Origin of the sequence: Archangium lansingense, from assembly GCF_026626635.1 — a bacterium.
GTDB lineage: Bacteria > Myxococcota > Myxococcia > Myxococcales > Myxococcaceae > Archangium > Archangium lansingense.
In genome coordinates this window covers 11139397-11164013 of record NZ_JAPNKA010000001.1, presented here as the reverse complement: position 1 = coordinate 11164013, position 24617 = coordinate 11139397, and the positions used below count along the sequence as shown (strand labels likewise).

18 protein-coding genes and 3 pseudogenes are annotated in these 24617 nt (G+C 66.7%); 13 read left to right on the top strand and 8 right to left on the bottom strand.

Annotated elements, in window-relative coordinates:
• Positions 1–3: 3 nt before the first annotated feature.
• From OV287_RS44630 to trpD, 3 genes are read right to left on the bottom strand one after another with little or no spacing between them, the layout of a single operon-like run.
• On the bottom strand, positions 4–639 hold the full coding sequence (locus tag OV287_RS44630; RefSeq protein ID WP_267540154.1) for a phosphoribosylanthranilate isomerase: 636 nt from the start codon (positions 637–639) through the stop codon (positions 4–6).
• Entirely contained in the window at positions 636–1424 is a 789-nt protein-coding gene (locus OV287_RS44625; RefSeq protein ID WP_267540153.1) for an indole-3-glycerol phosphate synthase TrpC, read from the bottom strand. The genes OV287_RS44630 and OV287_RS44625 overlap by 4 nt, the downstream gene beginning before the upstream one ends.
• Positions 1421–2437 carry an anthranilate phosphoribosyltransferase gene (gene trpD / locus OV287_RS44620; RefSeq protein WP_267540152.1) on the bottom strand — a complete coding sequence of 339 codons (1017 nt, stop codon included), beginning with the start codon at positions 2435–2437 and terminating at the stop codon, positions 1421–1423. Before trpD ends, OV287_RS44625 begins: the two co-directional genes overlap by 4 nt.
• Positions 2438–2604: 167 nt before the next feature.
• On the opposite strand from trpD, the gene OV287_RS44615 reads away from it, so the two are divergent.
• Both OV287_RS44615 and OV287_RS44610 read left to right on the top strand, forming a co-directional pair.
• Positions 2605–3855 carry an NAD(P)/FAD-dependent oxidoreductase gene (locus OV287_RS44615; RefSeq protein ID WP_267540151.1) on the top strand — a complete coding sequence of 417 codons (1251 nt, stop codon included), beginning with the start codon at positions 2605–2607 and terminating at the stop codon, positions 3853–3855.
• A 64-nt stretch (positions 3856–3919) separates the two neighbouring features.
• Positions 3920–4513 (top strand): CPBP family intramembrane glutamic endopeptidase, encoded by a 594-nt coding sequence (locus OV287_RS44610; RefSeq protein ID WP_267540150.1) that lies wholly within the window; start codon positions 3920–3922, stop codon positions 4511–4513.
• Between the two features lie 11 nt (positions 4514–4524).
• Here OV287_RS44610 and OV287_RS44605 read toward each other — a convergent pair whose 3' ends face one another.
• Positions 4525–5103, bottom strand: a complete 579-nt coding sequence (locus OV287_RS44605) for a DUF4304 domain-containing protein (RefSeq protein WP_267540149.1) — start codon at positions 5101–5103, stop codon at positions 4525–4527.
• Between the two features lie 157 nt (positions 5104–5260).
• On the opposite strand from OV287_RS44605, the gene OV287_RS44600 reads away from it, so the two are divergent.
• The 4 genes from OV287_RS44600 to msrQ all read left to right on the top strand — a co-directional run bounded on the left by OV287_RS44600 (position 5261) and on the right by msrQ (position 9428).
• A complete protein-coding gene (locus OV287_RS44600; RefSeq protein ID WP_267540148.1) occupies positions 5261–6973 on the top strand; it encodes a DUF8614 domain-containing protein in 1713 nt (570 codons plus the stop codon).
• Between the two features lie 74 nt (positions 6974–7047).
• Positions 7048–7773 (top strand): fatty acid desaturase, encoded by a 726-nt coding sequence (locus OV287_RS44595; protein WP_267540147.1) that lies wholly within the window; start codon positions 7048–7050, stop codon positions 7771–7773.
• Between the two features lie 33 nt (positions 7774–7806).
• Positions 7807–8793, top strand: coding sequence for a protein-methionine-sulfoxide reductase catalytic subunit MsrP (gene msrP, locus OV287_RS44590; protein WP_267540146.1), 987 nt, complete (start codon positions 7807–7809; stop codon positions 8791–8793).
• A gap of 5 nt (positions 8794–8798) precedes the next feature.
• On the top strand, positions 8799–9428 hold the full coding sequence (gene msrQ / locus OV287_RS44585; RefSeq protein WP_267540145.1) for a protein-methionine-sulfoxide reductase heme-binding subunit MsrQ: 630 nt from the start codon (positions 8799–8801) through the stop codon (positions 9426–9428).
• A 25-nt stretch (positions 9429–9453) separates the two neighbouring features.
• Here the strand turns inward: msrQ and OV287_RS56605 are convergent.
• Positions 9454–9552 (bottom strand): annotated as a pseudogene (locus tag OV287_RS56605) (response regulator); the annotation flags it as partial.
• A 129-nt stretch (positions 9553–9681) separates the two neighbouring features.
• Between OV287_RS56605 and OV287_RS56600 the strand changes: the two are divergent.
• Both OV287_RS56600 and OV287_RS44575 read left to right on the top strand, forming a co-directional pair.
• Positions 9682–9915: pseudogene (locus tag OV287_RS56600) on the top strand (hypothetical protein); the annotation flags it as partial.
• A gap of 46 nt (positions 9916–9961) precedes the next feature.
• Positions 9962–10234, top strand: a pseudogene (locus OV287_RS44575) (hypothetical protein); the annotation flags it as partial.
• A 78-nt stretch (positions 10235–10312) separates the two neighbouring features.
• On the opposite strand, the gene OV287_RS44570 reads toward OV287_RS44575, so the two are convergent.
• Positions 10313–11698 carry a hypothetical protein gene (locus OV287_RS44570; RefSeq protein ID WP_267540144.1) on the bottom strand — a complete coding sequence of 462 codons (1386 nt, stop codon included), beginning with the start codon at positions 11696–11698 and terminating at the stop codon, positions 10313–10315.
• A 224-nt stretch (positions 11699–11922) separates the two neighbouring features.
• Between OV287_RS44570 and OV287_RS44565 the strand changes: the two genes are divergently transcribed.
• The 3 genes from OV287_RS44565 (at position 11923) to OV287_RS44555 (ending at position 21274) form a co-directional block, all read left to right on the top strand.
• The gene (locus tag OV287_RS44565) at positions 11923–14061 is read left to right on the top strand and encodes a PQQ-binding-like beta-propeller repeat protein (RefSeq protein ID WP_267540143.1); all 2139 of its coding nucleotides are present in this window, start codon (positions 11923–11925) and stop codon (positions 14059–14061) included.
• A 314-nt stretch (positions 14062–14375) separates the two neighbouring features.
• The gene (agmC, locus tag OV287_RS44560; RefSeq protein WP_267540142.1) at positions 14376–19367 is read left to right on the top strand and encodes an adventurous gliding motility protein AgmC; all 4992 of its coding nucleotides are present in this window, start codon (positions 14376–14378) and stop codon (positions 19365–19367) included.
• Positions 19368–20152: 785 nt separating this feature from the next.
• Positions 20153–21274 carry a TolB family protein gene (locus OV287_RS44555; RefSeq protein WP_267540141.1) on the top strand — a complete coding sequence of 374 codons (1122 nt, stop codon included), beginning with the start codon at positions 20153–20155 and terminating at the stop codon, positions 21272–21274.
• A gap of 155 nt (positions 21275–21429) precedes the next feature.
• On the opposite strand, the gene OV287_RS44550 is transcribed toward OV287_RS44555, so the two are convergent.
• Positions 21430–22863: a DUF4476 domain-containing protein gene (locus OV287_RS44550; protein ID WP_267540140.1), complete on the bottom strand. Its 1434-nt coding sequence runs from the start codon at positions 22861–22863 to the stop codon at positions 21430–21432.
• Positions 22864–23125: 262 nt separating this feature from the next.
• Here OV287_RS44550 and OV287_RS44545 point away from each other — a divergent pair, with 262 nt between their 5' ends.
• Both OV287_RS44545 and OV287_RS44540 read left to right on the top strand, forming a co-directional pair.
• Positions 23126–23266: a hypothetical protein gene (locus OV287_RS44545; RefSeq protein ID WP_267540139.1), complete on the top strand. Its 141-nt coding sequence runs from the start codon at positions 23126–23128 to the stop codon at positions 23264–23266.
• 171 nt (positions 23267–23437) lie between these two features.
• Positions 23438–23752, top strand: coding sequence for a hypothetical protein (locus OV287_RS44540; protein WP_267540138.1), 315 nt, complete (start codon positions 23438–23440; stop codon positions 23750–23752).
• A 140-nt stretch (positions 23753–23892) separates the two neighbouring features.
• On the opposite strand, the gene OV287_RS44535 is transcribed toward OV287_RS44540, so the two are convergent.
• Complete coding sequence (locus OV287_RS44535) at positions 23893–24393, bottom strand: response regulator (protein ID WP_267540137.1); 501 nt, start codon at positions 24391–24393, stop codon at positions 23893–23895.
• Between the last annotated feature and the right edge of the window lie 224 nt (positions 24394–24617).

Below are 24617 nucleotides of genomic sequence, written 5' to 3'. Positions count from 1 at the left end.
CCATCACTCCCATGCCAGGGTCTTCACGGCGCGCACGAAGGCGCGCACCGCTTCCGCATCCTTGACGCCGGGGCTGACTTCCACCCCGCTCGCCACATCCACGCCATAGGGCCGCGTGGCCCGCACGGCTTCCCGCACATTGCCGGGATTGAGTCCTCCGGCCACCAGCACCGGCACGCCCGCATCCGCCAGCCGTGCCACCAGCGACCAGTCGAACCCCACGCCACCACCCCCGTAGCCCGGCGCCGCCCCGTCCAGCAGCAGCGTGGCCACGTCGCCCGCGCCCACGTAGGTGCGCGCCTTCTCCACGTCCTCGGGGCCTCGTACTCGCAGGGCCTTGATGATCGGCACGCCGTAGCCCGCGCAGGCCTCGGGCGGCTCGTCACCGTGCAACTGCACCGACGTCAGCCCGCAGTCGCGCACCCGTGCGCGGATGACGTCCGGCGACTCGTTGACGAAGACGCCCACCACCGCGCCCAGCGCCGGCCGGGTGCGCGCCAGGGCTGCTGCCACCTCTGGCGTCACGTACCGGGGCGAGCGCAGGTAGAAGTTGAGCCCCAGCGCGTCCGCGCCCGCGGCCCAGGCCATCCGCGCGTCCTCCACTCGGGTGATGCCGCAGATCTTCACCCGCGTGCTCACGGTGCCCCCGCGAGCAGTCGCGCCAGTGCACGGCCCGGCTCCGCGTCGCGCAGCAGGGACTCGCCCACCAGCACGGCGTCGGCTCCCGAGGCCCGCGCCGCCGCGAAGTCCTCGCGCGTCTTCAGGCCGCTCTCCGCCACCAGCGCCTTGGCCCGGCTGCGCAGCGTGGGGATGACCTTCAGGGCCGTGTTGATGTCGGTGCGCAGCGTGGCCAGGTTCCGGTTGTTGATGCCCACCAGCTCCGCGCCTGCCTTCAGCGCTCGCTCGGCGTGCTCCTGCGTGTGGGCCTCGACGAGAGCCGCCACCCGGCAGGACTTCGCCGCCGCCACCATCTCCGCGAGCGGCCCATCCTCCAGCGCGTCCGCGATGAGCAACACCGCGTCCGCGCCGAGCGCCGCGCTCTCCTCCACCTCCTGCGGCGCCACCAGGAAGTCCTTGCGCAGCACCGGCAGCGAGATGGCCGCGCGCACCTGGAGCAGGTCCTCGAGGCTGCCCCCGAAGTCCACGTCGTCCGTGAGCACGCTCACCGCACTGGCCCCGGCGGCCTCATACGCCTTCGCCACTGCGACGAGGTCCTGATGCGGGAAGTTGCCGCCCGAGGGGCTGCGGCGCTTCACCTCGGCGATGACATTCACCGGCAGCCCGGCCCGGTGCTGGGTGAGGGCGGCCGCGAAGTCTCGCGAGGGCGGGCGGGGCGTGCGGGCCACCAGTGGCTTGCGCGCGGCGAGCTCCCGGCGCTTGCGCTCGAAGATGGCCGCGAGCTTGTCCGTCTCGGGCGCGCTCATGAAGTGCCTCCGCCCACGAGGGCTTGCAGCTTGGCCGCCGCGGCGCCGGAGTCGATGGACTCCACCGCTCGCAGCACGCCTTCCTTCAGGTCCGCCGCCTTGCCCACCACCACCAGCGCCGCGGCCGCGTTGAGCAGCACCGCCGTGCGCACACCGGAGCGCTCACCGGCCAGCAGCGCCTTGAGGCGCCGGGCGTTGTCCTCCACGTCCCCGCCAGCGATGGCCTCGGGCGGCACTCGCTCGAGCCCCGCGTCCTCCGGGGAGATGGAGAAGGTCCGCACCGTGCCGTCCTCGCGCAGCTCCGCCACGTCCGAGGCCGTGCAGGGAGAAATCTCGTCCAGCCCGTCCCGGCCGTGCACCACCCACGCCCGCTTGCTGCCCAGCTTGGACAGCACTCGGGCCGTCTGCTCCAGTCGCTCGCCCGCGAAGGTGCCGAGCAGCTGGTAGCGCGCGCCGGCCGGGTTGGTCAGCGGCCCCAGCAGGTTGAAGAGGGTGTGCAGGCCAATTTCGCGCCGCGCGGGTGCCACGTGCCGCATGGCGCTGTGGTGCGAGGGAGCGAAGAGAAAGCCCACTCCGTGCTCGTCCACGTCGCGCGTCACTTGCTCGTGCGCTCGGTCCATGGGCACGCCCAGCGCGGCCAGCACGTCCGAGCTGCCACAGCGCGAGGACACCGCCCGGTTGCCATGCTTGGCCACCGTCACCCCCGCGCCCGCGGCGACGAAGGCCACGGCGGTGGAGATGTTGAAGGTGTGCGCTCCATCTCCGCCCGTGCCGCAGGTGTCCAACACCACCTGGGCCTTGGGGTGGATGCGCGTGGCGCAGGCTCGCATGGCCTCCGCTGCGCCGAGGATTTCGTCCTCGGTCTCTCCCTTCATCCGCAACGCGACCGCGAAGGCACCCACCTGTGCGGGAGTGGCCTCTCCGGCGAGCATCTGTCCCATGATGCGGGTCATCTCCTCGCGGGTCAGGTCTCGCCGACCCACCACCCTGCCCAGCGCTTCCTTGAGCGTCATGTGTGCCTACTCCAGCCGTGCCACGTACTGCCTCTAGTAAGGAGGGGGAGCGACTCGTAGGAAGAATAGCCAACCACGTCTTCCCAAAATTCCCGAAGAGTGTCGCTGGGCGGTATGTGGGAATCAATGTAGGAGGGGGGAATTTTCATCTTTACGGAGGGTGCGCCTTGGCGAAGCCGAGCGTCATCGTGGTGGGGGCGGGGTTGGCGGGATTGACGTGCGCCCGGGTGCTTCATCAGGCCAAGGTGAAGGTGCGAGTGCTGGAGGCGAGCGACGGAGTGGGAGGCCGCGTGCGCACGGACTCGGTGGACGGCTTCCTGCTGGACCGAGGCTTCCAGGTGTTCCTCACCGCTTATCCGGAGCCGCAGCGGTGGTTGGATGCGAAGGCGCTCGACTTCCAGCGATTCTTCCCGGGGGCGCTGGTGTGGCGTGCGGGGAAGCTGCACAAGGTGGCGGACCCGTTCCGCCGGCCGCTGCAAGCTGCGGTGCACGCCTTCAATCCGGTGGGCTCCCTCGCCGACAAGTTGCACGTTCTTGACTTGCGCCAGCAGGCACTGGCGGGCCCGGTGGAGGACGTGTTCCACCGCAAGCAGGGTCCGTCTCGGGAGTACCTGCGCGACGTGGGCTTCTCCGATGAGATGGTGGAGACGTTCTTCCGGCCCTTCTTCGGGGGCATCTTCCTGGAGAAAGAGCTGCGCACCTCGAGCCGGGTGCTGGAGTTCGTCTTCCGGATGTTCACCACGGGCGCCACGGTGGTGCCGGCGCGGGGCATGGGAGCCATTCCCGAGCAGCTGGCGGCGAAGCTGCCCTTCGGCGTGGTGAAGCTGAACACGCCGGTGGAGGAGGCGTGGGGCCACCGGGTGAGGCTGGCCACGGGGGCGAGAGAGGAGGCCGACGCGGTGGTGGTGGCGACGGATGCGCCCGCTGCGGAGGAGCTGTTGCCCGGCATGCCGCCGAGGAAGATGAACGCGGTGACGTGCCTGTACTTCGCCGCGCCGGAGCCGCCGGTGCGAGGGCCCTACCTGGTGCTGAACGGAGAGGGGAGGGGGCCGGTGAACAACCTCGCGGTGATGAGCGAGGTGGCGCCCACGTACGCGCCGGAGGGACAGGCGCTCGTGTCGGTGTCGGTGCTGGAGCCAGCAGGGGACGCGGAGACGCTGGAGGCGCGGGTGCGCGAGCAGCTCACGGAGTGGTTCGGCGGGCAGGTGGCGAAGTGGAGGCACCTGCGCACGTACGCGATTCCGAACGCCTTGCCGGCCCAGCCGCCCGAGGCCTTCGAGGAGCCCCACCGGAAGGTGCGGTTGTCACCGGGCCTGTACGTCTGTGGAGACTACCGGGAGAACGGCTCCATCGAGGGAGCCATGGTGTCTGGACGCCGGGCCGCCGAGGCATTGCTGAGGGACCGTGATCTCGACTGAGCCCATATCCCCTCGCCCACCGGGAGAGGGACGGGGTGAGGGTATCCGTCACCTGGGTTGGTTCGTGGCGGCTGCGCTGGCCGTGCTCCCGTGGACCGCGCTGGTTCACGTGCACCCGCAGCGCTTCTTCCTCTGGGCCGCGCTCTACTGCGCGCTGTGGAACGTGCTCTCGTGGAAGGCGCTCGGGGAGGAGGGGAGAGCTCGTCTCGTCCCAAGACGCGCGGACGTACTGTGGGGCGTGGCGCTGGCGGGAGTGCTGTACGTGGGCTCGCGGGCGGTGCTGTGGGCGATGTGCGGAGGTTTCACGAACGTCCTCTGCGAGCCGCTGACGGCCATCTACGCGACGTTTGGTACAGGCTCACTCGGAGCGGCGTTGGCGCTGGCACTGGTCATTGCCCCGGCGGAGGAACTGTTCTGGCGCGGAGCGGTGCAACAGGCCCTGAGGCCGAAGCTCGGGCGTGTTGGGGGCGCACTGGTGGCCGCGGTGCTGTCGAGCCTCGTGCTGCTCGCCTTCCGTGAGCCGTTGTTGGCGCTCGCGGCGTTCCCTACGTCTCTTGCGTGGGGGCTGCTCGCCGAGTGGCGCCGCAGCCTCGTGGCCTCTTCGGTGAGTCACTCCCTGTGGGACCTGCTCATCGTCATCCTGCTGCCGGCCCTCTGAAGGGCAGTCGGTCACGAAAGCAGTGGTTTCAGTTCGTGCAGGCAGTACCTTTCAATGAGGCTCTCGACGGACATCCCCCGTCGATCCGCGAACTCAGCGGCGACGAGCTTCAGCTCGGCGAGTGCGGCGTTGAAGTTGCCGCCGACGTACTCCAACTCCGCGCGCAGGATGCGTTGAGTTCCCTCGTCGAGAGAGAACTCCCGCAGCATGCTGGCAGGAGACTCAATCGGCTCGAGCCGATCGATGACAGGCGCGAGCGTTGCCCCCAGCCGTTCTCCCAGCGCTTGAGCGTCCGTCTGTTGCGTGACGTCCCACTGAGCCGGAGCCCCCGGAGCAAGCTCCTCGAGCCGAACTCCGAAGTGAACTGCCTCGCCGGCGATCATGAGCAGTCCCGTGGTGCTACCTCCCAGCGCGGTCACCGCATCGAACGAGATCCCAATGTTGACGTAGAAGTCTCCTTCGGCCGCTGTGTTCCCTCGCGAGAGCTGGAAGTTGATGACCTGGGGGGTCTGTCCATGCTTGCGACGAAACGTGAGCCCCTTCTTGCGGAAACCCCGTGACCTGGCCAGACCCGCCACCGCGACAGACACCGCCTCCGAGTTGAGAGGGCGCTCGTGATGTGCCCCTGGGACCCGGCCAAGGGAACATCCCTTTGGAGTGCTGTCAGGACTCCCTGAATGTGCCATGGCAGGCGCTGCGAGCTCTTGCGCGCTGTCCTGCCCGCTTGCCTGCGGTAAAAGGGCCGCCATGACCCGCAAACTCCTCTCCCTCGCCACCGCCGCGCTGCTCTTCTCGGGCTCCGTGGCCGCCGCCGAGGCGCCCTCCCGTCTCCCCAACGCCACCGAGCTCAAGCGCATGACGGCTCGTTTCGCCCCCGTCGACATCCAGGCCGATGTCTCCAAGCTCCCCGAGAACGAGCGCCGCGCCCTCGCGAAGATCATCCAGGCCGCCAAGCTCATGGACCCGCTCTTCCTGCGCCAGGCCTGGGCCGGGAACGAGACGCTCCTGCTCGAGCTCCTGAAGGACACCTCCCCGCTCGGCCGCGAGCGGCTGCACAGCTTCCTGCTCAACAAGGGGCCCTGGTCCCGGCTCGACCACAACGCGCCCTTCGTCTCCGGTGTCCCCGCGAAGCCCGCCGAGGGCAACTTCTACCCGGCCGGCGCCTCCAAGGCCGACATCGAGGCCTGGGTGAAGTCCCTCCCCGAGGCCCAGCAGAAGGAGGCCACCGGCTTCTTCACCACCATCCGCCGCGACACGAACGGCAAGTTCATCTCCGTCCCCTACAGCATCGAGTACCAGGGCGAGCTCGCCCAGGTCGCGCAGCTGCTGCGCGAGGCCGCTGAGCTCACCACCCAGCCCACGCTGAAGGCCTTCCTCTCGAAGCGCGCCGATGGCTTCCTCTCCAACGACTACTACCCGAGTGAGGTGGCCTGGATGGAGCTCGACGCCAGCATCGAGCCCACCGTCGGCCCCTACGAGGTCTACGAGGACGAGTGGTTCAACTACAAGGCCGCCTTCGAGGCCTTCATCGCCCTGCGCGACGACGTAGAGACGCAAAAGCTCTCGAAGTTCAGCGGCGAGCTGCAGGGGCTGGAGAACAACCTCCCCATCGACCCGAAGCTGCGCAACCCGAAGTTGGGAGCGCTCGCCCCCATCCGCGTGGTCAACAGCATCTTCTCCTCGGGAGATGGCAACAGGGGTGTGCAGACCGCGGCCTACAACCTGCCCAATGACGAGCGCGTGGCGGCCGAGAAGGGCACCAAGCGCGTGATGCTCAAGAACATCCAGGAGGCCAAGTTCCAGCGCGTGCTGCTGCCCATCGCCCAGGTGGCGCTCCCCGCGAAGGACCGCAAGGACGTCTCCTTCGATGCCTTCTTCACGCACATCCTCATGCACGAGCTGATGCACGGCCTGGGGCCCCACAACATCACCGTCGAGGGCAAGCAGACCACGGTGCGTCAGGCGCTCCAGGCGTCCTCCAGCGCCATCGAAGAGGCCAAGGCGGACATCTCCGGCCTGTGGGCCCTTCAGCAGCTGGTGGACAAGGGCGTCATCGGCAAGGAGCTGGAGCGCACCATGTACACCACCTTCCTGGCCTCCGCGTTCCGCTCCATCCGCTTCGGCATCAACGAGGCGCACGGCAAGGGCATTGCCCTGCAGCTCAACTACTTCCTGGATAACGGGGCGGTGGTAGTGAACAAGGACGGCACCTTCGCGGTGGTGCCGGGGAAGATCAAGGAGTCCGTCAACGCCCTGACGAAGCAGCTCATGGAGCTGCAGGCCAGTGGCGACCGCACCGCCGCCGAGTCGCTGCTCGGCAAGATGGGCGTGGTGCGTCCCGAGGTGAAGCGCGTCCTGGACAAGCTGAGCAACGTCCCCGTGGACATCGAGCCTCGCTACGTCACCGCCGAGAAGCTCTCCGCCGAGCTCGGGGGCTTCTCCGCCCCGGCCGGGAAGTAGCACCGTCGTCCGCCCGTCCGCCGCGTGCGTTTTCTCGTGCGCGGCGGGCCGGGTCGGGTGAAGAGAGGCGACGGATGCGGAACCACCATTCTCCAGACCCTTGGGGTGTGCTCATCGCGCTGACGGTGCTCGGCGCGTGGCTGGGTCATCTCGCCTGGTTGCTGGTGGCGGCTCGCCTGTCCCTCGCCTCGCCGCTCACGTATCTGCACATCGCCGTGCAGGCGTACCTGAGCACCGGCCTCTTCATCACCGGCCATGATGCGATGCATGGCACGGTGAGCCGCTTCCGGTGGGTGAACCAGGCCGTGGGCACGGTCGCCTGCTTCCTCTTCGCCGGGCTCTCCTACCGGCGCCTGGTGGTCAACCACCGCGCCCACCACGCCGACCCCACCGGCCCGGACGACCCGGACTTCTCCACTCGCACCCAGTCCTTCTGGCTTTGGTTCGCCACCTTCATGGTGCGCTACACCACCTGGCTTCAAATCCTGGTCATGGCGGCCAAGTTCAATCTGTTGCTGCACCTCGGAGTGGCGCAGTGGCGGCTTCTGGCCTTCTGGGTGGTGCCCTCGGTGCTCGGCACGGTGCAGCTCTTCTACTTTGGCACCTTCCTGCCCCACCGGCGGCCGGACACTCCGGACATGGCTCCCCACCACGCCCGCTCCCTGCCGCGCAACCACCTGTGGGCCATGCTCTCCTGCTACTTCTTTGGCTACCACTGGGAGCACCACCAGTCGCCCTCCACCCCCTGGTGGCGCCTGTGGAAGATGAGCGACGCCCGCGAGCCGGTGGCCCGGTTGTAACTCGATTCGGGTTCGGGCGTACTGAAGGGAACCATGCGCCAGACGCCGCCCGAGCCCCTGGGGTCCGAGATCACCTCTGAGTCGCTGTACCTGCGACGGCGCGAGTTCATCAAGAACGCCGCTCTCTTCACCGGTACCGCCGCGGCCGTAGGGGCCAGTCTCCAGCTTCTCAGCAACCGGCCCACCGGTAGTGGAGGTCCCCCGCTGCTGGCTACGCCGGGCGAGGCCCCCAAGGTGGTGCGGCCTCGCGGCCCGTATGACACCGATGAGCGGGCCACGTCCTACGAGGACGCCACCACCTACAACAACTTCTACGAGTTCGGCCTCGACAAGGGCGAGCCCGCCGAGAACGCGCACACCCTCAAGCCTCGGCCGTGGACGGTCGTCATCGACGGCGAGGTGCACAAGCCCCAGCGGGTGGACATGGACACGCTGCAGTCCTGGTTCCCGCTCGAGGAGCGCGTCTACCGCATGCGCTGCGTGGAGGCCTGGTCCATGGTGATTCCGTGGCTCGGCTTTCCGCTAGCGGGGCTGCTGCGGCGCGTGGAGCCCACCGGCAAGGCGAAGTACGTGGCCTTCACCACCCTCAAGGACCCCGAGCAGATGCCGGGCCAGAAGTACCCCGTGCTGGACTGGCCCTACGTCGAGGGGCTCCGTCTGGACGAGGCCCTGCATCCTCTCACGATGATGGCGGTGGGCATGTACGGCCGCGTCCTGCCCAACCAGAACGGCGCGCCCCTGCGGCTGGTGGTGCCGTGGAAGTATGGCTTCAAGGGCATCAAATCCATTGTCCGCATCTCTCTCACCGAGAAGCAGCCGCCCACCACCTGGAATCGCTCCAACCCCAGCGAGTACGGCTTCTACGCCAACGTGAATCCCGAGGTGGCGCACCCGCGCTGGAGCCAGGCCTCCGAGCGCCGCATCGGAGAGCTCCGACGCCGGCCCACGTTGCCCTTCAACGGCTACGCCGAGCAGGTGGCCAGCCTTTACAAGGGCATGGATCTGCGCAGCAACTACTGACGCCCATGGCCGCTCCTCCGCACCCCTGGCTCAAGCCGGCTGTCCTCGTAGGCGGCCTCTTCCCGTTGGCCTTCCTGGCGCTCCAGTTCGCGCAGGGGACGCTCGGTGCCAACCCCATCGAGCGCGTGCTCAACCAGACGGGGCTGCTTGCCCTCATCCTCCTGGTGGCGTCACTCGCGTGCACGCCGCTCAAGGTGGTGTCCGGGTGGACGTGGCCCATCCGCCTGCGCAAGCTGCTGGGCCTGCTGGGCTTCGCCTACGCCTCGCTGCACTTCCTCACCTACGCCGTGCTGGACCAGGGGCTCGCGTTCGATGTCATCCTCGAGGACATCGCGAAGCGGCCCTTCATCACCGTGGGCTTCCTGGCGCTGGTGCTCCTGGTGCCGCTGGCCGTCACCAGCACGAATCGCATGGTGCGCCGCATGGGCTTTCCCGCCTGGCAGCGGCTGCACCGGCTGGCCTATGTGGCCGCCTCGCTGGGCGTGGTGCACTTCGTCTGGCGCGTGAAGAAGGACCTCACCGAGCCGCTCATCTACGGGGGCGTGCTGGTGCTGCTCTTCGCCATCCGAGTGGTCGAGGCCGTGCGCAAGCGTCGAGCGCGCACTGCGGCCTCAGTCCCTGCCCGCTCGGTGTAGAGCGGCACTCCTCCGAGCGGCCAGCTCAGCCCTTCTTGGCCGGCGGCAAGATGGTGTCCACCAGCGTCATCAGCTGGGCGCAGCTCACCGGCTTGCGCACGAAGGCGTTGATGCCCGCTTTCTGGCAGTGGCCGGGAGCACGCCCGGGCCCATCCAGAGAGATTCACCCTCAGCAGACTCTCAATCACACGAGCAGCCAGGTGCTCCACGGAGGCCCTTGGGAGGCTGACGGTAACGTGCGCTCTGGCGAGGGATGGCTGGGGAGGGGCTGGTGGGGAAGCAGGGGTGGGAGTACCGGCGGAGACGGCCGGAGGGGACAGTGTTGTATGCGGCGGTGAGGGACAACCTCGCCACGATGCTGGCGGAGGCGACCGAGCTGGGGCGCGGCCTGCCCTGGTACGTAGAGCGGGACTTCGCCAGGTACCTGGAGTGCGGAGTGTTGGCGCATGGCTTCGCGCGGGTGCGCTGCGAGAGTTGTAAGGACGAACTTCTCGTCGCCTTCTCGTGCAAGGGACGAGGGGTGTGCCCGTCCTGCAATGCAGGAGAAGGAGCCGACCTCCGCGCAGGTGACGGAGTGGGTGGAGATGCTCTACGACCAGGCGCTGCTCACCGAGGGCAGCAGCGTGGAGGATCCGAACCGCTTCGCGCGGCGGATGACGGCGCTGATGACGCAGCTCGCGGGGCAGCCGAAGCACACGCCCGCGGGCGCGGTGGCCGCTGGCCCCGAGACGCCCACGTCGGAGGCGGAGCCCTCTGCGGGAGCCGCGGTGGCCGCCGGCCCCGAGACGCCCGTCCGGCCCAACTGAGCGGCGGGGGCGCGTAGAAAGAAAGGGGCGAGGCACACAGCCTCGCCCCTTTTTCACATCAGGGAGTGGGCCCGCTGGCTACGGAAGCAGCACGCGGAGGCTCACCCCCCCGGGCCCCACACTGAGCGAGGCAGTCTTGGGCGGCTCCTCGCGTTTCCCCAGAATCAAGCCGACGACAGCGGCGCCAACTCCCACGCCCGCGCTCACGCCAGCTACCACGAGGTAGGTCTGGTAGTTGTTGCGGAGAGCAACGATCTCATCCCTGCGATCGGGAGTGGGGGCAGCGCCGTCCTTGTACTCGTTGTCGAGTTTGTTGTAGGCGTCCAAAGACAACACCCCAAAGACGCCCGCCGTGGCAGCGCTCACCCCTGCGACGATCCAGGGAACGACGACCTTCTTGGGCTTCTTATCATCATCTCCCCCGCCCTCCCTCATCACCAGCACGCGCACCGGCGTGCTCCGCTGTCTGGCCCCATCCGCCTGGAGGAAGTACTCACCATCGGCGTCCGGCTTCCACGAGAAGCTGTAGACGCCGTCTTGCTGACGGTTCAGCTTCTCCGTCCGCGCATCACCACCACTCCTTGCCACCGAGAGGCCCAGTTCCTGGGGAGGCTGGAACTTCTCGCACAGGGGCAATTTGTTCATCGCCAGTTCGGCCCGCACCGACACCTCCTGGCCAAGCATCACCACCTGGTCCTGACTGGGCGTCAGGATGCTCAGCCCGGAAGTGCATTGAATCACCGTCACCGTCACCTGCGTAGGCTTCCCCACCCCAGCATGGGACGCCTGGATGATGTATTCGCCTACCTCGGATGGAGTCCATTCGGTGCTGTAAACGCCTTCCTCCATCACCTGGTTGGGCAGCGCTCCGCTCGGCGTCACCGTGAGGTCCAGCCGCTCTGGATAGAGGGGCCACAACCCTTGGATCACTTGCAATCGGGCCTGTACCGGTACCTTCTCGTCGACCATCACCCCCGCGTTCTGCTCGGGCGTCAGGATGGGCACCCCCGAGTAACGCTTCACGTCGAGAAAGCCGGGGAGGTGCTTGCTGATGTTGGGGGACGTGAACAACTGCGCGAGCGCAATGCTGATCCAGCCTGCCCTGTCTGGTTTGAATTTGGAGGGTCCTGGAATCTGACTGGCGGCCAGACTCTCCTTGCCCAGCTCATTGCCTTGAGAGTCAAAGACGCGCCCACTAATCGCCGTCACCCCAGTCTCGTTCAGGTCAAGCGTGATGAGGACGGCTCGCTGGGCCTTGGTGGCGGTGGCGACGCGGCCAAGGCAGGCCGGGCTGCCCGTATCGGACCTGCATTGGGACCTGTTTGCATCGACCTTGAATTGTTTGACCACCTCGTTCGCGGGCACCACCCCCACGGCATTGCGGTTGATCTCCGCGAAACACGCCGTCTGGAGCACCGCGCGCTTCGAGGCCTCGACGCCCTTGATGATACAGGGATGAAGCACCACGCGCTGTGGCTGGCCCAAAGCCAGGGGGGCGAACAAGAGGGCGATTGCTAGCAGGAGGGGGGACCGCGGATGGAAGGAGCGGTTCACGGACGGAACCTCGAGGGCGTAGGGCGGGATTGAAGCCGGTGTGAAGACCGGATTGACGAATGGTGGCTACGTGGATGGCCCGTACCATGCTATCCCCGCTTCTGTCTGGTTCGTCAAAGGGTTTGGAGGTCACCGTGATACTGCGCAAGGTCCTTGGAGCGCTGCTGGTGTTGGGGGCGCTCGAGGGGTGCAAGGCTCCGGGCAGCTGCGAGCAGGACGCAGAGTGCCCTCAGGCACAATTCTGCGACAAAAACGTGAATATGTGCTTTTCCAACCGGTACTCAGCGCTGAGCATCACGCTGTCGCCGCCACTCCAACAGAACAACTTCGTGGGCGGAGGTCCGTTGCGAGTAGAGGGCCGGCTGACGCTCGACCCAGGTTCGCGTCCTGTCTACCCAGCGCAACTGAACCTCAATGTGACTCCTCCCAATGGGACGCCCACGAGCATCACGCTCCAGAGCACGGCGGAAGGGACGTACAGCGCCGAGTGGACGCCCCCTCCGGGGGAAGGGACGTACACCCTCGAGGTGGCCCATCCCGAGTCCTGGGGACCGAGGGACACCCTGCAGGTGAAGGTGGATCGCACCGCGCCGGTGCTGGCGCTGCAGGTGCCCGAGGCGCAGCCTGCGGCACCCAAGGACGGCTTCAGCTATGCGGACCCGCAGGCGGACAAGGCGTGGGCTCGCGACCAGACCGTGACGGCCCGGGTGGAGGTGGAGGAGGATCCAGCGGGCTTTGATCCAGCGGACCTCCGGGTGGTGGTGAAGGGGCACGCCGGAGGTACGAACGTGACGGACCTCACGGTGAATCAGGTGACGACATCGTGCACCAAGGCCTACTGCGGCACGGTGGACGTGCCCCTGTGGCGCCCGGGGCTCGAGGCCTTCCGCGGCGACTTCCAGCTCGAGGTGACGGCGAAGGACAAGGTCGGCAACGAGCGCTCGGCCAGCGGCACCATCCCCGTGACGCGCTGGAAGTGGGTGTTCGATGGGGCGACCGGGCCCATCCTGTCTACCCCCGCCATTGGCGACAAGGGGACCATCTACTTCGGCACCAGCGACACCAACGGCAAGGTCTTCGCCCTCAACCCCGAGGGAACCCTGAAATGGCAGAACCCACTCGGTCCGGTGAGCGGTAGCCCGGCCGTGGGACGAACCTCGGATGGAACCGATCGCGTCTACGTGGGAGCCGCTCCCGCTGTCTCCGGGGGCGTCTTGTTCAGCCTGGATGGCAACAACGGCAATCCGACAGCGCAGTGCCCGGAGGAAGGCCGGAACCTCGGCTGGGAACCTGTCGTCTCAGGCGTGGCGATCACGAGCGCGTCACCCGGTCCAGGTTTTCCATCGGCTGAAACCGGGATTGCCATCACTCGGCAGTTCACGTCGCCCAGGTTCCAGCCTGATTTCCCCGGCTCGTGCTCCTCCCTGGGCGGTCAAACCGCCCTGGTCGGGGCGAGCGTGATCACGAAGGGAGCCGATTACTACTTCAGCACTTTCGCCCCGACGTTGGACCCGTCGCCGGACGCGCCACCGTTCGACATGTTCATCGATGCCTTCAGCTTCGGGAGCGGTGGAGGAGTCACCACCAAGCAGGGATACAACACGCCGAATCCGCGGGCTCCGGTGACGGGCATGGCCCTCGTGGAGAGCAACCGGGGCACCCTGACGCTGGTTGCCGCAGGCTTGACCTCGCCGAAGCAGGGTGGAGTCGAGGCCCACGACGCAACGGAGGGGCGAAGCGCGGCCTGGCGCTACCCGGCCTCCTTCGAGGGAGTGGCGCCTGTGAGGAACCTAGCCATCGGAGCGGGCAATGTCGTGTTCTTCGGCCACGAGGACTCGACGGGCTCAGCGCCACTGACGGCGATCGACCTGTTCTCCACGGCCCCCCGCGCCAGCGTTCCGAATGCGGGTAGCTTTCCTGGGTCTCCGGTCCTGGGGGCTTCCGGTGTTCTCTATACCGCCTCCGCGACAGGGCCCGCCGCTGCTATTGGCGAGGTATCCGTCTGGAGCGCGAATGACCTGACGCTGCGTTGGAAGCTCAGCGACAGCGTCGGACGCGCGCAAGCCTCGCCGTCTCTGGACTGCGCACGCCAGGCGGATGGAACCCCCGCTGCTCAGCCCAAGGGCGTACTGTACGTACCCGGCCTGGACGGTCGGCTGTATGCGCTCGTCGTGGATAGCCCGGGCCTGGAGAAGAATGCCCCCTGGCCCAAGTACCAGCACGATGCGCGCAACACCGGCAATGTCGCGATGCCGATCACGAACTGCCCCTGACAGGCCTTCAGGGGCTGCAATCCATCCCCATCCCAGGAGGCCCGCCCACCCGGGCCTCCCGTGGGCAGGCCCCTGAGTCGGCGTGCCCGCCCACAGCCGCGCCCTGACGCCCACCCAGCTACGACACCGGATGCCGTGGTTGGCGGCCGAGCCAGCGCATCCCCGTGAACCGGGGACGCGCTTGGGGTAGCCTTCGATCCCTGACTTTGCCCCTGGGGGGGCCACGAAGGCCGAGGACATGTCATGCGGCTGAGCGAGGAGCGACACGTGGAGTTCCACTTCAACCGGACATGGGGCGCTGGAGACACGAATTCATGAGACACGCGTATACGCGAGCACTGTTGCTCCTGGCGCTCCTCACCACCGGCGTGGCCGTAGCGGAGCCGGACACCTTCGGTCTGGGAACGAGTCGGGATAGCGACTTCAACGCGGGCACTTCCTCGATCGTCAACGCCTACGCCCGGGTCACGACACCGTTGGCGCCGGGAGACCTGGAGATCTCCATCGACAGCGTGAGGCCTGGCTCGGTAAGTGGACGGGATACGAACGCCAACGCCTTCCAGGCAGGCGATCTGGTGATGGTCCTGCAGACGACCGGCGCCGTGCCCACCATCCCGACCGGCCTGACCACGATGGTCGATCTCGAGGCCTACGGTGTCGGGAAGTGGGAGTTCGCTCGACTCAAGGCGCCCACCGATAGCAGCAAGCTGACCCTCACGGCTCCACTCGTCCATGGGTACCCGGTGTACGTCACCCAGGTCATCCGGGTTCCCGAATACAACGATGTCTCGGTGGGCAACAACAAGGCCATCACGGCCAGGCCTTGGGATGGAAAAACGGGTGGCGTCCTCGCCTTCCTGGCCGATGGAAACGTCACCGTCACCGGCACGGACAGCAACGCCGGCACCATCAATGCCGATGGACAGGGGTTCCGCGGGGGAGCGTACAAGCCGGACTTGGACGACACCTCTGGTTGTACGAACAATTCCGGCCCTTCCCCAGCCTATGCCCAGAAGGGCGAGGGTGTGGATAGCACGCGCTACACCGCAGAAGGCACTGGTGACCTGGGTAGCAATGAAGGAGCGGGTCGCGGCAACTTCGCGAACGGAGGAGGTGGAGGGATCTGCTCCGTTTCAGGAGGAGGAGGCGGCGGCGGAAACGCTGCGAATGGTGGTAGAGGAGGGCCTGCGAGCACGACGGGTGGAATGGGGGGAGTGCCGCTGGTCTACTCCCTGGTCGATCGCCTCACCTTTGGAGGCGGTGGAGGAAGTGGCCATGGACCACGCCTCGACTTGAGTCAGTCGGATGGAGGAAAAGGAGGCGGCATCGTCTTCATCCGGGCACTGACTTTGACCGTGGACGACGAAAACGCCATCAGCGCCTCTGGCAATAAGGGCGATAGCGGCGGCACCAGGGTTCTTCCAAGCACCAGAGCCGATGGTGGTGGTGGTGGCGGGGCGGGAGGCACCATCGTCGTGAGACTGAGGGATGCACTCAACTGTAACAATGAAACCGTCATTTCGGCCAGGGGAGGAGCTGGAGGAACTGCGGACTCCAACGCCAATCCAATACCGGGCGCGGGAGGAGGTGGCGGTGGAGGCCGAGTGCTCTACCAGGTGGGCACGACCGTGGTGTCGTCGGTGGAGAAGTGCTCCAACGCCATCGCGACAACGTCAGGCGCCATTGGTGGAGTGCCGAACGGCTCGGCGGGCGGAGCCGGTTTCATCTCCTCGCTCCCGGGTCCGTTTCCCACGCTGTTGGCACCGACGTTGGACGCGATGGCCGCGTACACCAACCAGCGAAGGCCCACCATCCAGGGAGGGCTCTCGAACACCGCATACGCGGGCCGTCAGGTGGTCATCTACCAGGGCCACTTGGAGGTAGGGCGCACGTACGCCGACGCCACCGGACGTTTCTCCTTCAAGATGCCGCAGAACCTCGTGGATGGTCAGTACTCCATCGCGGCGGCCTTCGCCTATCAGGGGGTCCAGAGTCCGAAGAGCCAGCCCCAGACCTTCACGGTGGATGGGACCATCCCGGCGCAGCCCCTGGTGGATCTGCTCGCCGCGCGGGCGGCCGAGGCCAACATGCTCATCGGCAAGCCTGACCTGGAGACCGGCACCGACAAGCTCTACATCAGCGGAAGGTCGGAGCCGGGAAGCACCGTCACGGTGCAGCAAACCGGTCCGAATGCCTTCTCCGATTCGGTGTCGGGCACCGCGGATGGCTTGGGCAAGTGGAGGGTGAGCATCGCCCAAACCGCCATCGTGGAGACCGTCAATGCCACACTCACGGTGACGGCGGTGGATAGGGCGAACAACGCGAGCCCAGGACCGGCGACCACGCTGACCTTCCGTCTGGACACCCAGCTACCGGCAGCCCCCGCGCTGCTGACAGTGGGAGGGGAGACGCCAGGAGGAGCCGTGCCCGTCAATTCGCTCCGTCCGGTCCTGGAAGGCTCGGCGGATAGCGGAAACCGGGTGGAGCTGACGCTGACCAGGACGGGCGGGAGCCCGGAAGCCCCTCAGACCCTCCAGACGATCTCGGTCGCGGGACGCTGGAAGGCCGCTCCGCCGGTCGATCTGACGCACAATGCCACCTACACCGTGACGATGAAGGCAATCGATGCGGCCGGCAACGAGAAGTCCAATGATCTCCCATCCCCGACCTTCACCGTGGATGCGGAGAAACCCGCCCCCCCCGTGTTCGGCAAACTGGGAATCACCCCAGGAAGAGATGCGAGCCCTGGCATGCTCATCGGCAAGCCCGACCTGGATCCTTCCACGAGGCAACTCGCCATCCGCGGCACCGCGGAATCGGGGAGTCGCGTCACGGTGCGCCAGCTCGACTCGGCCGGCGTGGAGGTCTCGGCCACGACGGTCACCGCCAACGGTGGAGCATGGCAGGTAGACTTCGCGCAGACGCTGGATGTCGCGGGTGCCACGTTCACGCTGGAGGTGAAGGCGGAGGATGCGGCGCACAACGTGAGCGCGGCGACCACGCTGGGGTTCAAGCTGGACACGCAGAATCCCCAACCCCCCACCAGCATCACGGTGGCAGGAGTGACGCCGTACGCCAACTGCACCGTAACTCCTACCAACTACGTCAAGGTCAACCAACCGTTGATCCAGGGAATGGCTGAAGCCAGAGGCACGGTGAGCGTGACCCTGAATCCCGTCGTCAGCATCCCGTCGACGGTGGTGAATGGCCAGTCGGGCCCGGGAAGCTGGAGCGTCTCGCCCACCAGCTCGTCATTGGATGACCGCGCCTATGAACTGACTGTGAAGGTGAAGGACGAAGCAGGGAATGAGAGCGAGGCGGCCACCTCCTGTTTCTTCGTGGATGCGAACAGGCCAGACAAGCCGGGGTTCGTCTCCATCGTGGTGGGGGCGACGACGACACCCGCTGTCAGCGGCATGCTCATTGGCCGCCCCTTGCTGAGCGCGGTCTCGGACACACCGGCGCCGAATGGCACGCTCAGTATCAGTGGCACTGCAGTGGGTGCCAAACTGCACCTGAATCTGATCCCGCAGAACCCGGCGGTGAGTGAGGTTCCAACCACATTGACCCTCACGTCCGGAACCTGGAGTAGCGCCTGGCCCGGGTTGGTGAGTGGCAAGTACGCGCTGGAGGCCAGGGTGGAGGATGCGGCCGGCCACAAGAGTGATCCGGCAACGTTCTACTTCGAGCTGGATCTCATTCCTCCGACCATCACCTTCACCAAGACCCCGGACGGCCTGACCGCCTCCAAGGACTATGTCTTTGGCTTCCAACCTTCGGAGGCCGTGAAGCCGTTGTCGTCCTACCGCTGCTCGCTCAAGGAGAAGGATGGGCCGACGACCGCGTTCCCGAATTGTTCCAATCCGTTCTTCGGTGCGGTGACCCGGTCGGGTGAGTACACGCTTCAGGTCTGGGCAACGGACCTGGCCGGAAACGAGACTGACAATGCAGCGGCCCCTACCTACACCTGGCGGGTGGATGACAACCAACCCCTCGGCAAGATCTTGAATTGGGACACCGGGCTCCTGGGCAAGGACCGCCTCCCCGTTGCCACCGGCGGCGGCACGAGCCTGGATGAGGTGACGTTCGTGCTCCAGGCCGACAAGGACAACATGAAGATCGGGTGCAAGCGGGAGGGCCAGGAGTGGGAGGAGCCCTGTTGCCCAGACGCCGAGCTCATCACCAATCCGGCCCCCGCCACGCCAGAGCGGCCCATCTGTATCAAGACCTATCCAGCTCTCGCGGAAGGCGATCACGTCTTCACCGTGAAGGCCTACTCGAGGGACCTGGGCATCGAAACGCCAGAGAGCTCACGAGTCGAGTACAAGTGGTTCGTGGATCAGCAGGCCCCCATCACCCTCATCACCACCCAGCTCAACAGCTGGATATCCACTGACTATGTCCAGGTGAATTTCGTCACGCCGAACGAGCCCAAGGGAGTGGACCGCTTCGATTGCGAGCTCAATGGTGAGACGTTCACGACGGAAAACAACTTCGTGGTGGTCAACTTTCCCAGGGAGGGAGGAGACAAGCCCTACACCCTCAAGATAAGGGCTATCGACAAGGCCGGCATCCCAGAGGTCACGCCCGTGCAACTCTCCTGGACGGTCGATCGCCAGGACCCGGCGACGCCCGGCGTCGAGTTGCCCACGGAGGGAGGGCGCTACAAGGACCTGACCTTGAAGGGAACGGCGGCCGGAGAAGGCTTCAGCACCATCTCCGCCTACCTGGACGATGATGTCCTGACGCCCGTCGGAACGGCGGTGGCCGCGGACAACGCGAATGGGGACTGGCAGCTCGTCATTCCGGCCGAGCGCAAGCCGAAGGATGGCCCCCATTTCGTCAGGCTCAAGGTCACGGACAGAGCTGGAAATACGGGCGAGCTGTCGGGGCAGATCAACTTCGTCATGGACAATGAGCCCCCCGGCGTGACGATCCAAGGGCCTGACAAGAACTCGGCCAGCCGCTCCGCCACGTTCAACCTCACCTCGAATGAAGAGGGGGTGACCTTCAAGTGCAAGCTGGATGTCCAGGGCGAGCCCACGGATTGCGGCCCGCAGTTGTCGGTCTCCGACCTCGAGGAAGGGCCCCATACGCTCAACGTCTACGCAGTGGACATCGCTGGCAACCGAACGGAGACGAGCTTCAGCTGGAGCGTCTACCTGGGCCGGGACATCCGCGCTGAAGGCGGAGGGTTGGGCTGCTCGACCTCGAAGGGGTCTCCAACGCTGTGGCTGCTCGGACTGCTCGGAATCCTGGGCAAGGCGGTCTCCCGGCGCCGCGGAATGGCGGGTAGCAGGCAGTAATGCGACAACGGGTGTGTGGAGGAGCCGCGACTCTTCCACACACCCGCCACCCGGTGCTCGCCCTGCGCCGTGAGCGAGGAGGTCTCTCGAGCTTGCTTGAGGTGTGGAGGCAGGAGGCGTGTCTTGGCGTACGAGAAGGGAGCAGGCGGGGTGAGAGCGATTGTGGAGCACCTGGGGTTGCCCACGGAGAGTGCGCGCCTGGCCCCTGCGCGAGGGCCACGCCAGGCTGCGTGGTGTTGAAGCTCAAGACACCCAAGAAACCCAGGGCTTCTGCCGCGCACCTCATGGGAGGGCGGCCTGGGCTGGCGTGTACTCAAGGGGGCTGCGCGGCTTCTCCACCAGCCTGGGGCATTGCTCGGCCGGCCTCTGTCCGCGGCCCTCCTCGGCCCCTCCGCTCTCGTCCTCGCCTTCAACAGTCCTTCCATCCTTCTTAGACGTATACGGGCGGAGTGCCAGGCGGCGGGTTCGATTCCCGCCGCCTCCACTCTTCTAGGCCTCGGGTTCTTTGTAACCAGAGGCCATCTTTCTCTTCCACCCCAGGCCGCGAGCTGTTCGCAACCCTTCGTCAGCAATTCTCCTGGCACATCATGGCGTCCGCTTCCAGACCGAGCCCCACCACTGGATGGGTCACGCTTCTGCTCCTGACCCTCCTCGCGGGCTGTACGGCGACAGGCTCGGGCAGGGCCCTCGCGCCAGTGCTTCGGGGGCGGACCGGGTCACCGCCGAGTGGATTGGTCTTCATCCAGGGAGATGCTCGAAAGGGCGCCGACCTCTGGCTCCAATCCATGGATGGCCAACATCAATGGCCCCTGACGTCCAGCGGCAAGGTGAGCTTCTACGCCGGAGCGGCCATCTCTCCCGATGGGAAGCAGGTGGCCTGGGTCGAATTCCAGGCCCCTGGCTCCCGCCGAGGCCCGGAGGGCGGCTGGAACAAGCTCTTCATCGTCAACGCGGACGGGACCGCACGTCGCGAGCTGCTGGACCTGACGCGGCAGCCCCTGCCGGAGGGGCAACTCATGGCGCGGCATTTCCGCTGGTCCGATGACGGGAAGAGCATCGCCTTCGTTCTCGAGCACCTCGCCTCGAAGGAAGACCCCTGGGCATGTGGGCGGGTGTTCCTCTATTCCGTGGACGTGGCGTCGGGCCACCTCTCCCCTCTGCCCGAGGTGGGGCTCCTGGGTCACGTCACGCTGCTCGATTGGTGGCCGGCACGTGAGGAACTCACGCTGTATGTCGAGTGCGCGCTGCGCCCGGAGGAGGGCGTCAGCTACTACCTGCCCCCGATGAGCACCCTCGTGGCCGTGCTCCGGGTGAGCGATGGCGCGCTGCGGACGGAGGTCGCCTCCGAGCCTTCGCTGTCCCCGGATGGGACCTTTGTCTTCCTCCCCTCGCGACCGCGCTTCCGCTCCACGCCCACCGTCTACCGGACGGCGGCTCTCGGAGGACCGCTCGCCCTGACCCTCGCCGCGCCGCTCGTGTTGCCCTACCGGTACGTGGGACGGCTCACCTGGCTGCACCGCTCCCTGGCCGCACTCGTCAGTGCCACGCGGTGGGAGGGGCCTGGCATGGAATGCGTGGGCACGCAGCCGCAACCGCGGACGTTGTTCCGGTTGAACCCGGCAACGGGCGCACTCCAGCAGGTGCGGGCGGATGCCACCGCGCTGAACGTGGTGGCCATCAGCCCCGATGACACGCACGCCCTCGTCGGCATCATCACCGGCATGAGCGAGGAGCCCAGCATCATCTGTGGCAAGAGCCCCGCCGAGCGGCTGTTCCTCGTGCCGCTGGAGGACCTCGCGAGTGAACTGCCCCTCGAGGAGCTCCAGCGCCGCGGCACACCGCTCACGCCCCCTCGCGCGTGGAGTTCCACGCGGGCCTTCTTCGAATACGTGGGCTGGGTGCGGTGAGTCGGCCCGGGTGATGGCCGTCTACGCCAGGAGGACGGCCGGTTCGTTGCTAGTGACGCCCTCCTCGCGGAGCGGCAGGTGCCGACTCGTCTGACACCTTCGCCTGGGCGGGCGCTGATCCCCTCCCCGGATACCTTGCCGCTGCGGAGTGCGTCCTACTCGATGGCGCGGTAGACGCCGCCGGTGGCCTTGGCCAGTTGCAGCATCAGCTCGCGCGACTTGGGCTTGTTGTCACTTTTGAAGCTGCCCATCAGGAAGGCGACGGTATTCACCACCACCTTCCGCTGGGCATTCCAGGCGGCCACGTCCTCGAGGATCTCCGCGTGGGCCTTCTTCTTTCCGTCCGTCGGCATGCCGTCGGTGAGGAAGTAGACGGCGTCCACCTCGGAGTCGGCGAAGGCCTTCTCCAGAGCGCCGTGGATGTTGGTGCCACCCCCCTGCTGAAGCGCGCCCACGTACTGCACCGCCTCCTGCACCGACCGCGGCGTGGCCGCGACGAGGCGAGGCTTCCACGTCTGCACGCGCGTGGAGAAGACGACGAGGTTGAACTTCGCGTCATCCGGGAGCTGCTCCTTCAGCACGGACTGTAACTCGCGCTGCACGAACTGGAGCCGGGTGATCGACTCGCCCCGGTTGGTGGTGAAACGCGCCTCCATGCTGCCGGAGATGTCCACCACGAAGATGGCGCGCTTGCTGCGGAGGGTGCCGTACACCGGGCTGCGCGGCTTGATGGTCTCCAGGATCTTGCGCGCCTCCTCCTTGTGGTCCCCGAAGGTGAACTCGTCGAGGATGATGAACTTGTTCTCCGCGTCGGTGATGGCGTCCTTGAGCACGCGCAGCACCTTCAGCTTGTCATCGTTGAAGGAATACGTTCCCAGCACCCCGCGCACCTCGCGCGACGTCATGCCGAGGATGTGATCGTCCATCATCTTCACCGCCTGCACCATGTCGCCGCTGAAGGTGAGGCTCGGGACGAGCTGCTGGATTTGCGAGGAGCTGAAGCCCTCGGGGCGGCTGGAGATGGCTGTCTGGAGCACGTTCATCTTGCCGTCGGTGAAGTCCTCCTTCTGGAGCGCCGCGGCGAGTGTGCGGACGTCCGCGTCCGGCCATGCGCCCACCTGGTTCACCAGCAGCGGCGTCATCTCGCCAGTGCTGCTGCCCCGGGTTGACGCGCTGACGCTGGTGGACGCGCTGTCGGTGGCCGCTGGCGCGGCGCTGGAGGCCGCGGGCGCGGCCTTCTGGATGTGGGCGAGGAGCGCCTTGGCCTTCTCCTTCTCGTCGTCGAAGCTGAAAAGGGTGACGAGCTTGCGTTTGTTCTCCGGATCCTCGATGCGGTCCTTGAGCGTCGAGAGCGCCTCGAGCTTGTCTTCGCCGAAGGAGAACGGCTCGACCAGGCGCGCCACTTGTGCGCAGGTGAAGGTGTTGGTGGAAGCCGCGGTCTTCAGGATGGTGAGCTTCGCGTCGGAGAGGTGCTCGTCGTCCAAGCGAGCTTTGAGCTGCTGGAAGAGCGCACCGTCCATCGCCCGAGCGGGCGCGGGCAGCACCGCGGCGAGCGTGAGACAGATGACCAGACAACTGGAAAGGTTCATGCCTGGAATGGTGAAGGAAGCAGGGGGGCGCGGCAATGCCCCCGGCCGTGCCCCTCGCGGCGGAGGACTCGCACTGCGAGCAGTCGCTGCGCCACCGCGATGATGAACACCTGCCTCATTTGCGAGCTGCAGAAGGTGTCTGCAGAAGGTGTCTGCAGAAGGTGTCAGAGGATTCGTACAGAGCACCGCAGTTGCGGACTGCCTGCTTAGCCAGGAGGACGGCCGGTTCGTTGCCAGTGACGCCCTCCTCGCGGAGCGGCAGATGTCGACTCGTTTCACGAGTGGCGTGGACCTCCTCACCATCATCAAGTGGAAGGAGCTCTACGCGCTCATCGAGACCGCCACGGGCAAGTGCCTCGATGTCGCCAGCGTCATCGAGGGGGTTGTCCTGGGCCACTCCTGACACGCTCGCGGTTCGCGACGTGGGCGCCCTATGTCTTCGCCGTCAGGCCGGACAGGCGCCTCATGAGTCCATCGGCGCCACGAGCTCGCCACACACTCCCGAGGCCTCGTGGCGTCGAACAGGCATCGTGCTTGCACGGCACGGAGTCCCCCTGATTCAAGGAGATGACCCATGAAATCCCTCGGTGCCCGCCTGCTCCTCCTCGTGCCGCTGAGCCTCGCACTCGAGGGCTGTTGCGATCATGGACCCGAAGAAGCCTTGTCCACTCCGCCCGATCGAGAATGCATGACGGGCGTGGAGGTGGGCGATGACATCGCCATCTGGGATTGCGTCGATCAGCAGCACGTCGTCGCGTTCCGGAGAGCGTCGGCACTCTTCGGCTGCTCGGCGGTCCAGGTGCAACGCGTCCCCTGCGGCCAGCTCACCCCCTACGAACAAGCGCTCGATGGAGACCCCTGCGAATACGGGAGGCCACGCGGCGATTGAACGGGAAGTCCGGTGCGCCTACTTCTTCCCGGGCAACCGCAACCAGACGCCCTGGAAGTGCTTCTTCGCCGCCGAACGCGGCAGGGCTGCCGGCTCCGGCCCGCGAAGCTGGAGCTGCTGGCTGAGGGGCCTCGGCCAGCTCAGCCCTTCTTGGGCGGCGGGAGGATGGTGTCCACCAGCGTCATGAGCTGGGCGCAGCTCACCGGCTTGCGCACGAAGGCGTTGATGCCCGCCTTCTGGCCCTTGTTGCGCACCTCGGCGGCGTTCGCGTCACCCGTCATCATCAGGATGGGAATCTTGGCGACCTTCAGGTCGCGGCTGGCTCGCACCGTCGCCGCGAAGTCCGCGCCGTTCATCCCGTCCATGTGGAAGTCGGTGAGGATGAGGTCCACCGGCTGCGACTCCAGCACCTTCAGGCCCGCCTCGGCCGACTCGGCCTCGATGTACTCGAAGGAGCGCGCCATCAGGTAGATCTTCAGCAGCGTCCGGATGGAGCGGCTGTCATCCACCAGCAGCACGCGCTGCGGCTGCACGCCGGGCTCCGGACGGGCGAAGGCGCGCGACTCGGCGCTCGTCACGGCCGCGAAGGCCTTGGCCGTCTCGGCATTCAGCATGCCGAAGGGACGCGCCGGCTCGGACACCGGAGCTGGGGTATGCACCGGCCCAGTGGAGGCAGCAGTCGGCCGCGCCGGCTCATTGGGAGCCGACGTCGGACGTGGCGATGACGTCGCCGCTGCTTCGGGTACAACAGTTGCCGGCTTCATTGGAGAGTCTCCCTGCACTGTCCCCCCTCCACATCCCTATTCGGGAATTCCTGAGTATGTTGTCCGACGGACAGCTCGAAGTCAAAGCGACCTGCTATCCG

Excerpts from the sequence above, each read along its gene's own strand:
- OV287_RS44625 (WP_267540153.1), bottom strand. The coding sequence starts at position 1,424 with ATGAGCGCGCCCGAGACGGACAAGCTCGCGGCCATCTTCGAGCGCAAG.
- trpD (WP_267540152.1), bottom strand. The coding sequence starts at position 2,437 with ATGACGCTCAAGGAAGCGCTGGGCAGGGTGGTGGGTCGGCGAGACCTG.
- OV287_RS44600 (WP_267540148.1), top strand. The coding sequence starts at position 5,261 with ATGACCCGCAAACTCCTCTCCCTCGCCACCGCCGCGCTGCTCTTCTCG.
- OV287_RS44595 (WP_267540147.1), top strand. The coding sequence starts at position 7,048 with ATGCGGAACCACCATTCTCCAGACCCTTGGGGTGTGCTCATCGCGCTG.
- msrP (WP_267540146.1), top strand. The coding sequence starts at position 7,807 with ATGCGCCAGACGCCGCCCGAGCCCCTGGGGTCCGAGATCACCTCTGAG.
- msrQ (WP_267540145.1), top strand. The coding sequence starts at position 8,799 with ATGGCCGCTCCTCCGCACCCCTGGCTCAAGCCGGCTGTCCTCGTAGGC.
- agmC (WP_267540142.1), top strand. The coding sequence starts at position 14,376 with ATGAGACACGCGTATACGCGAGCACTGTTGCTCCTGGCGCTCCTCACC.
- OV287_RS44555 (WP_267540141.1), top strand. The coding sequence starts at position 20,153 with ATGGATGGCCAACATCAATGGCCCCTGACGTCCAGCGGCAAGGTGAGC.
- OV287_RS44550 (WP_267540140.1), bottom strand. The coding sequence starts at position 22,863 with ATGAACCTTTCCAGTTGTCTGGTCATCTGTCTCACGCTCGCCGCGGTG.
- OV287_RS44545 (WP_267540139.1), top strand. The coding sequence starts at position 23,126 with ATGTCGACTCGTTTCACGAGTGGCGTGGACCTCCTCACCATCATCAAG.
- OV287_RS44540 (WP_267540138.1), top strand. The coding sequence starts at position 23,438 with ATGAAATCCCTCGGTGCCCGCCTGCTCCTCCTCGTGCCGCTGAGCCTC.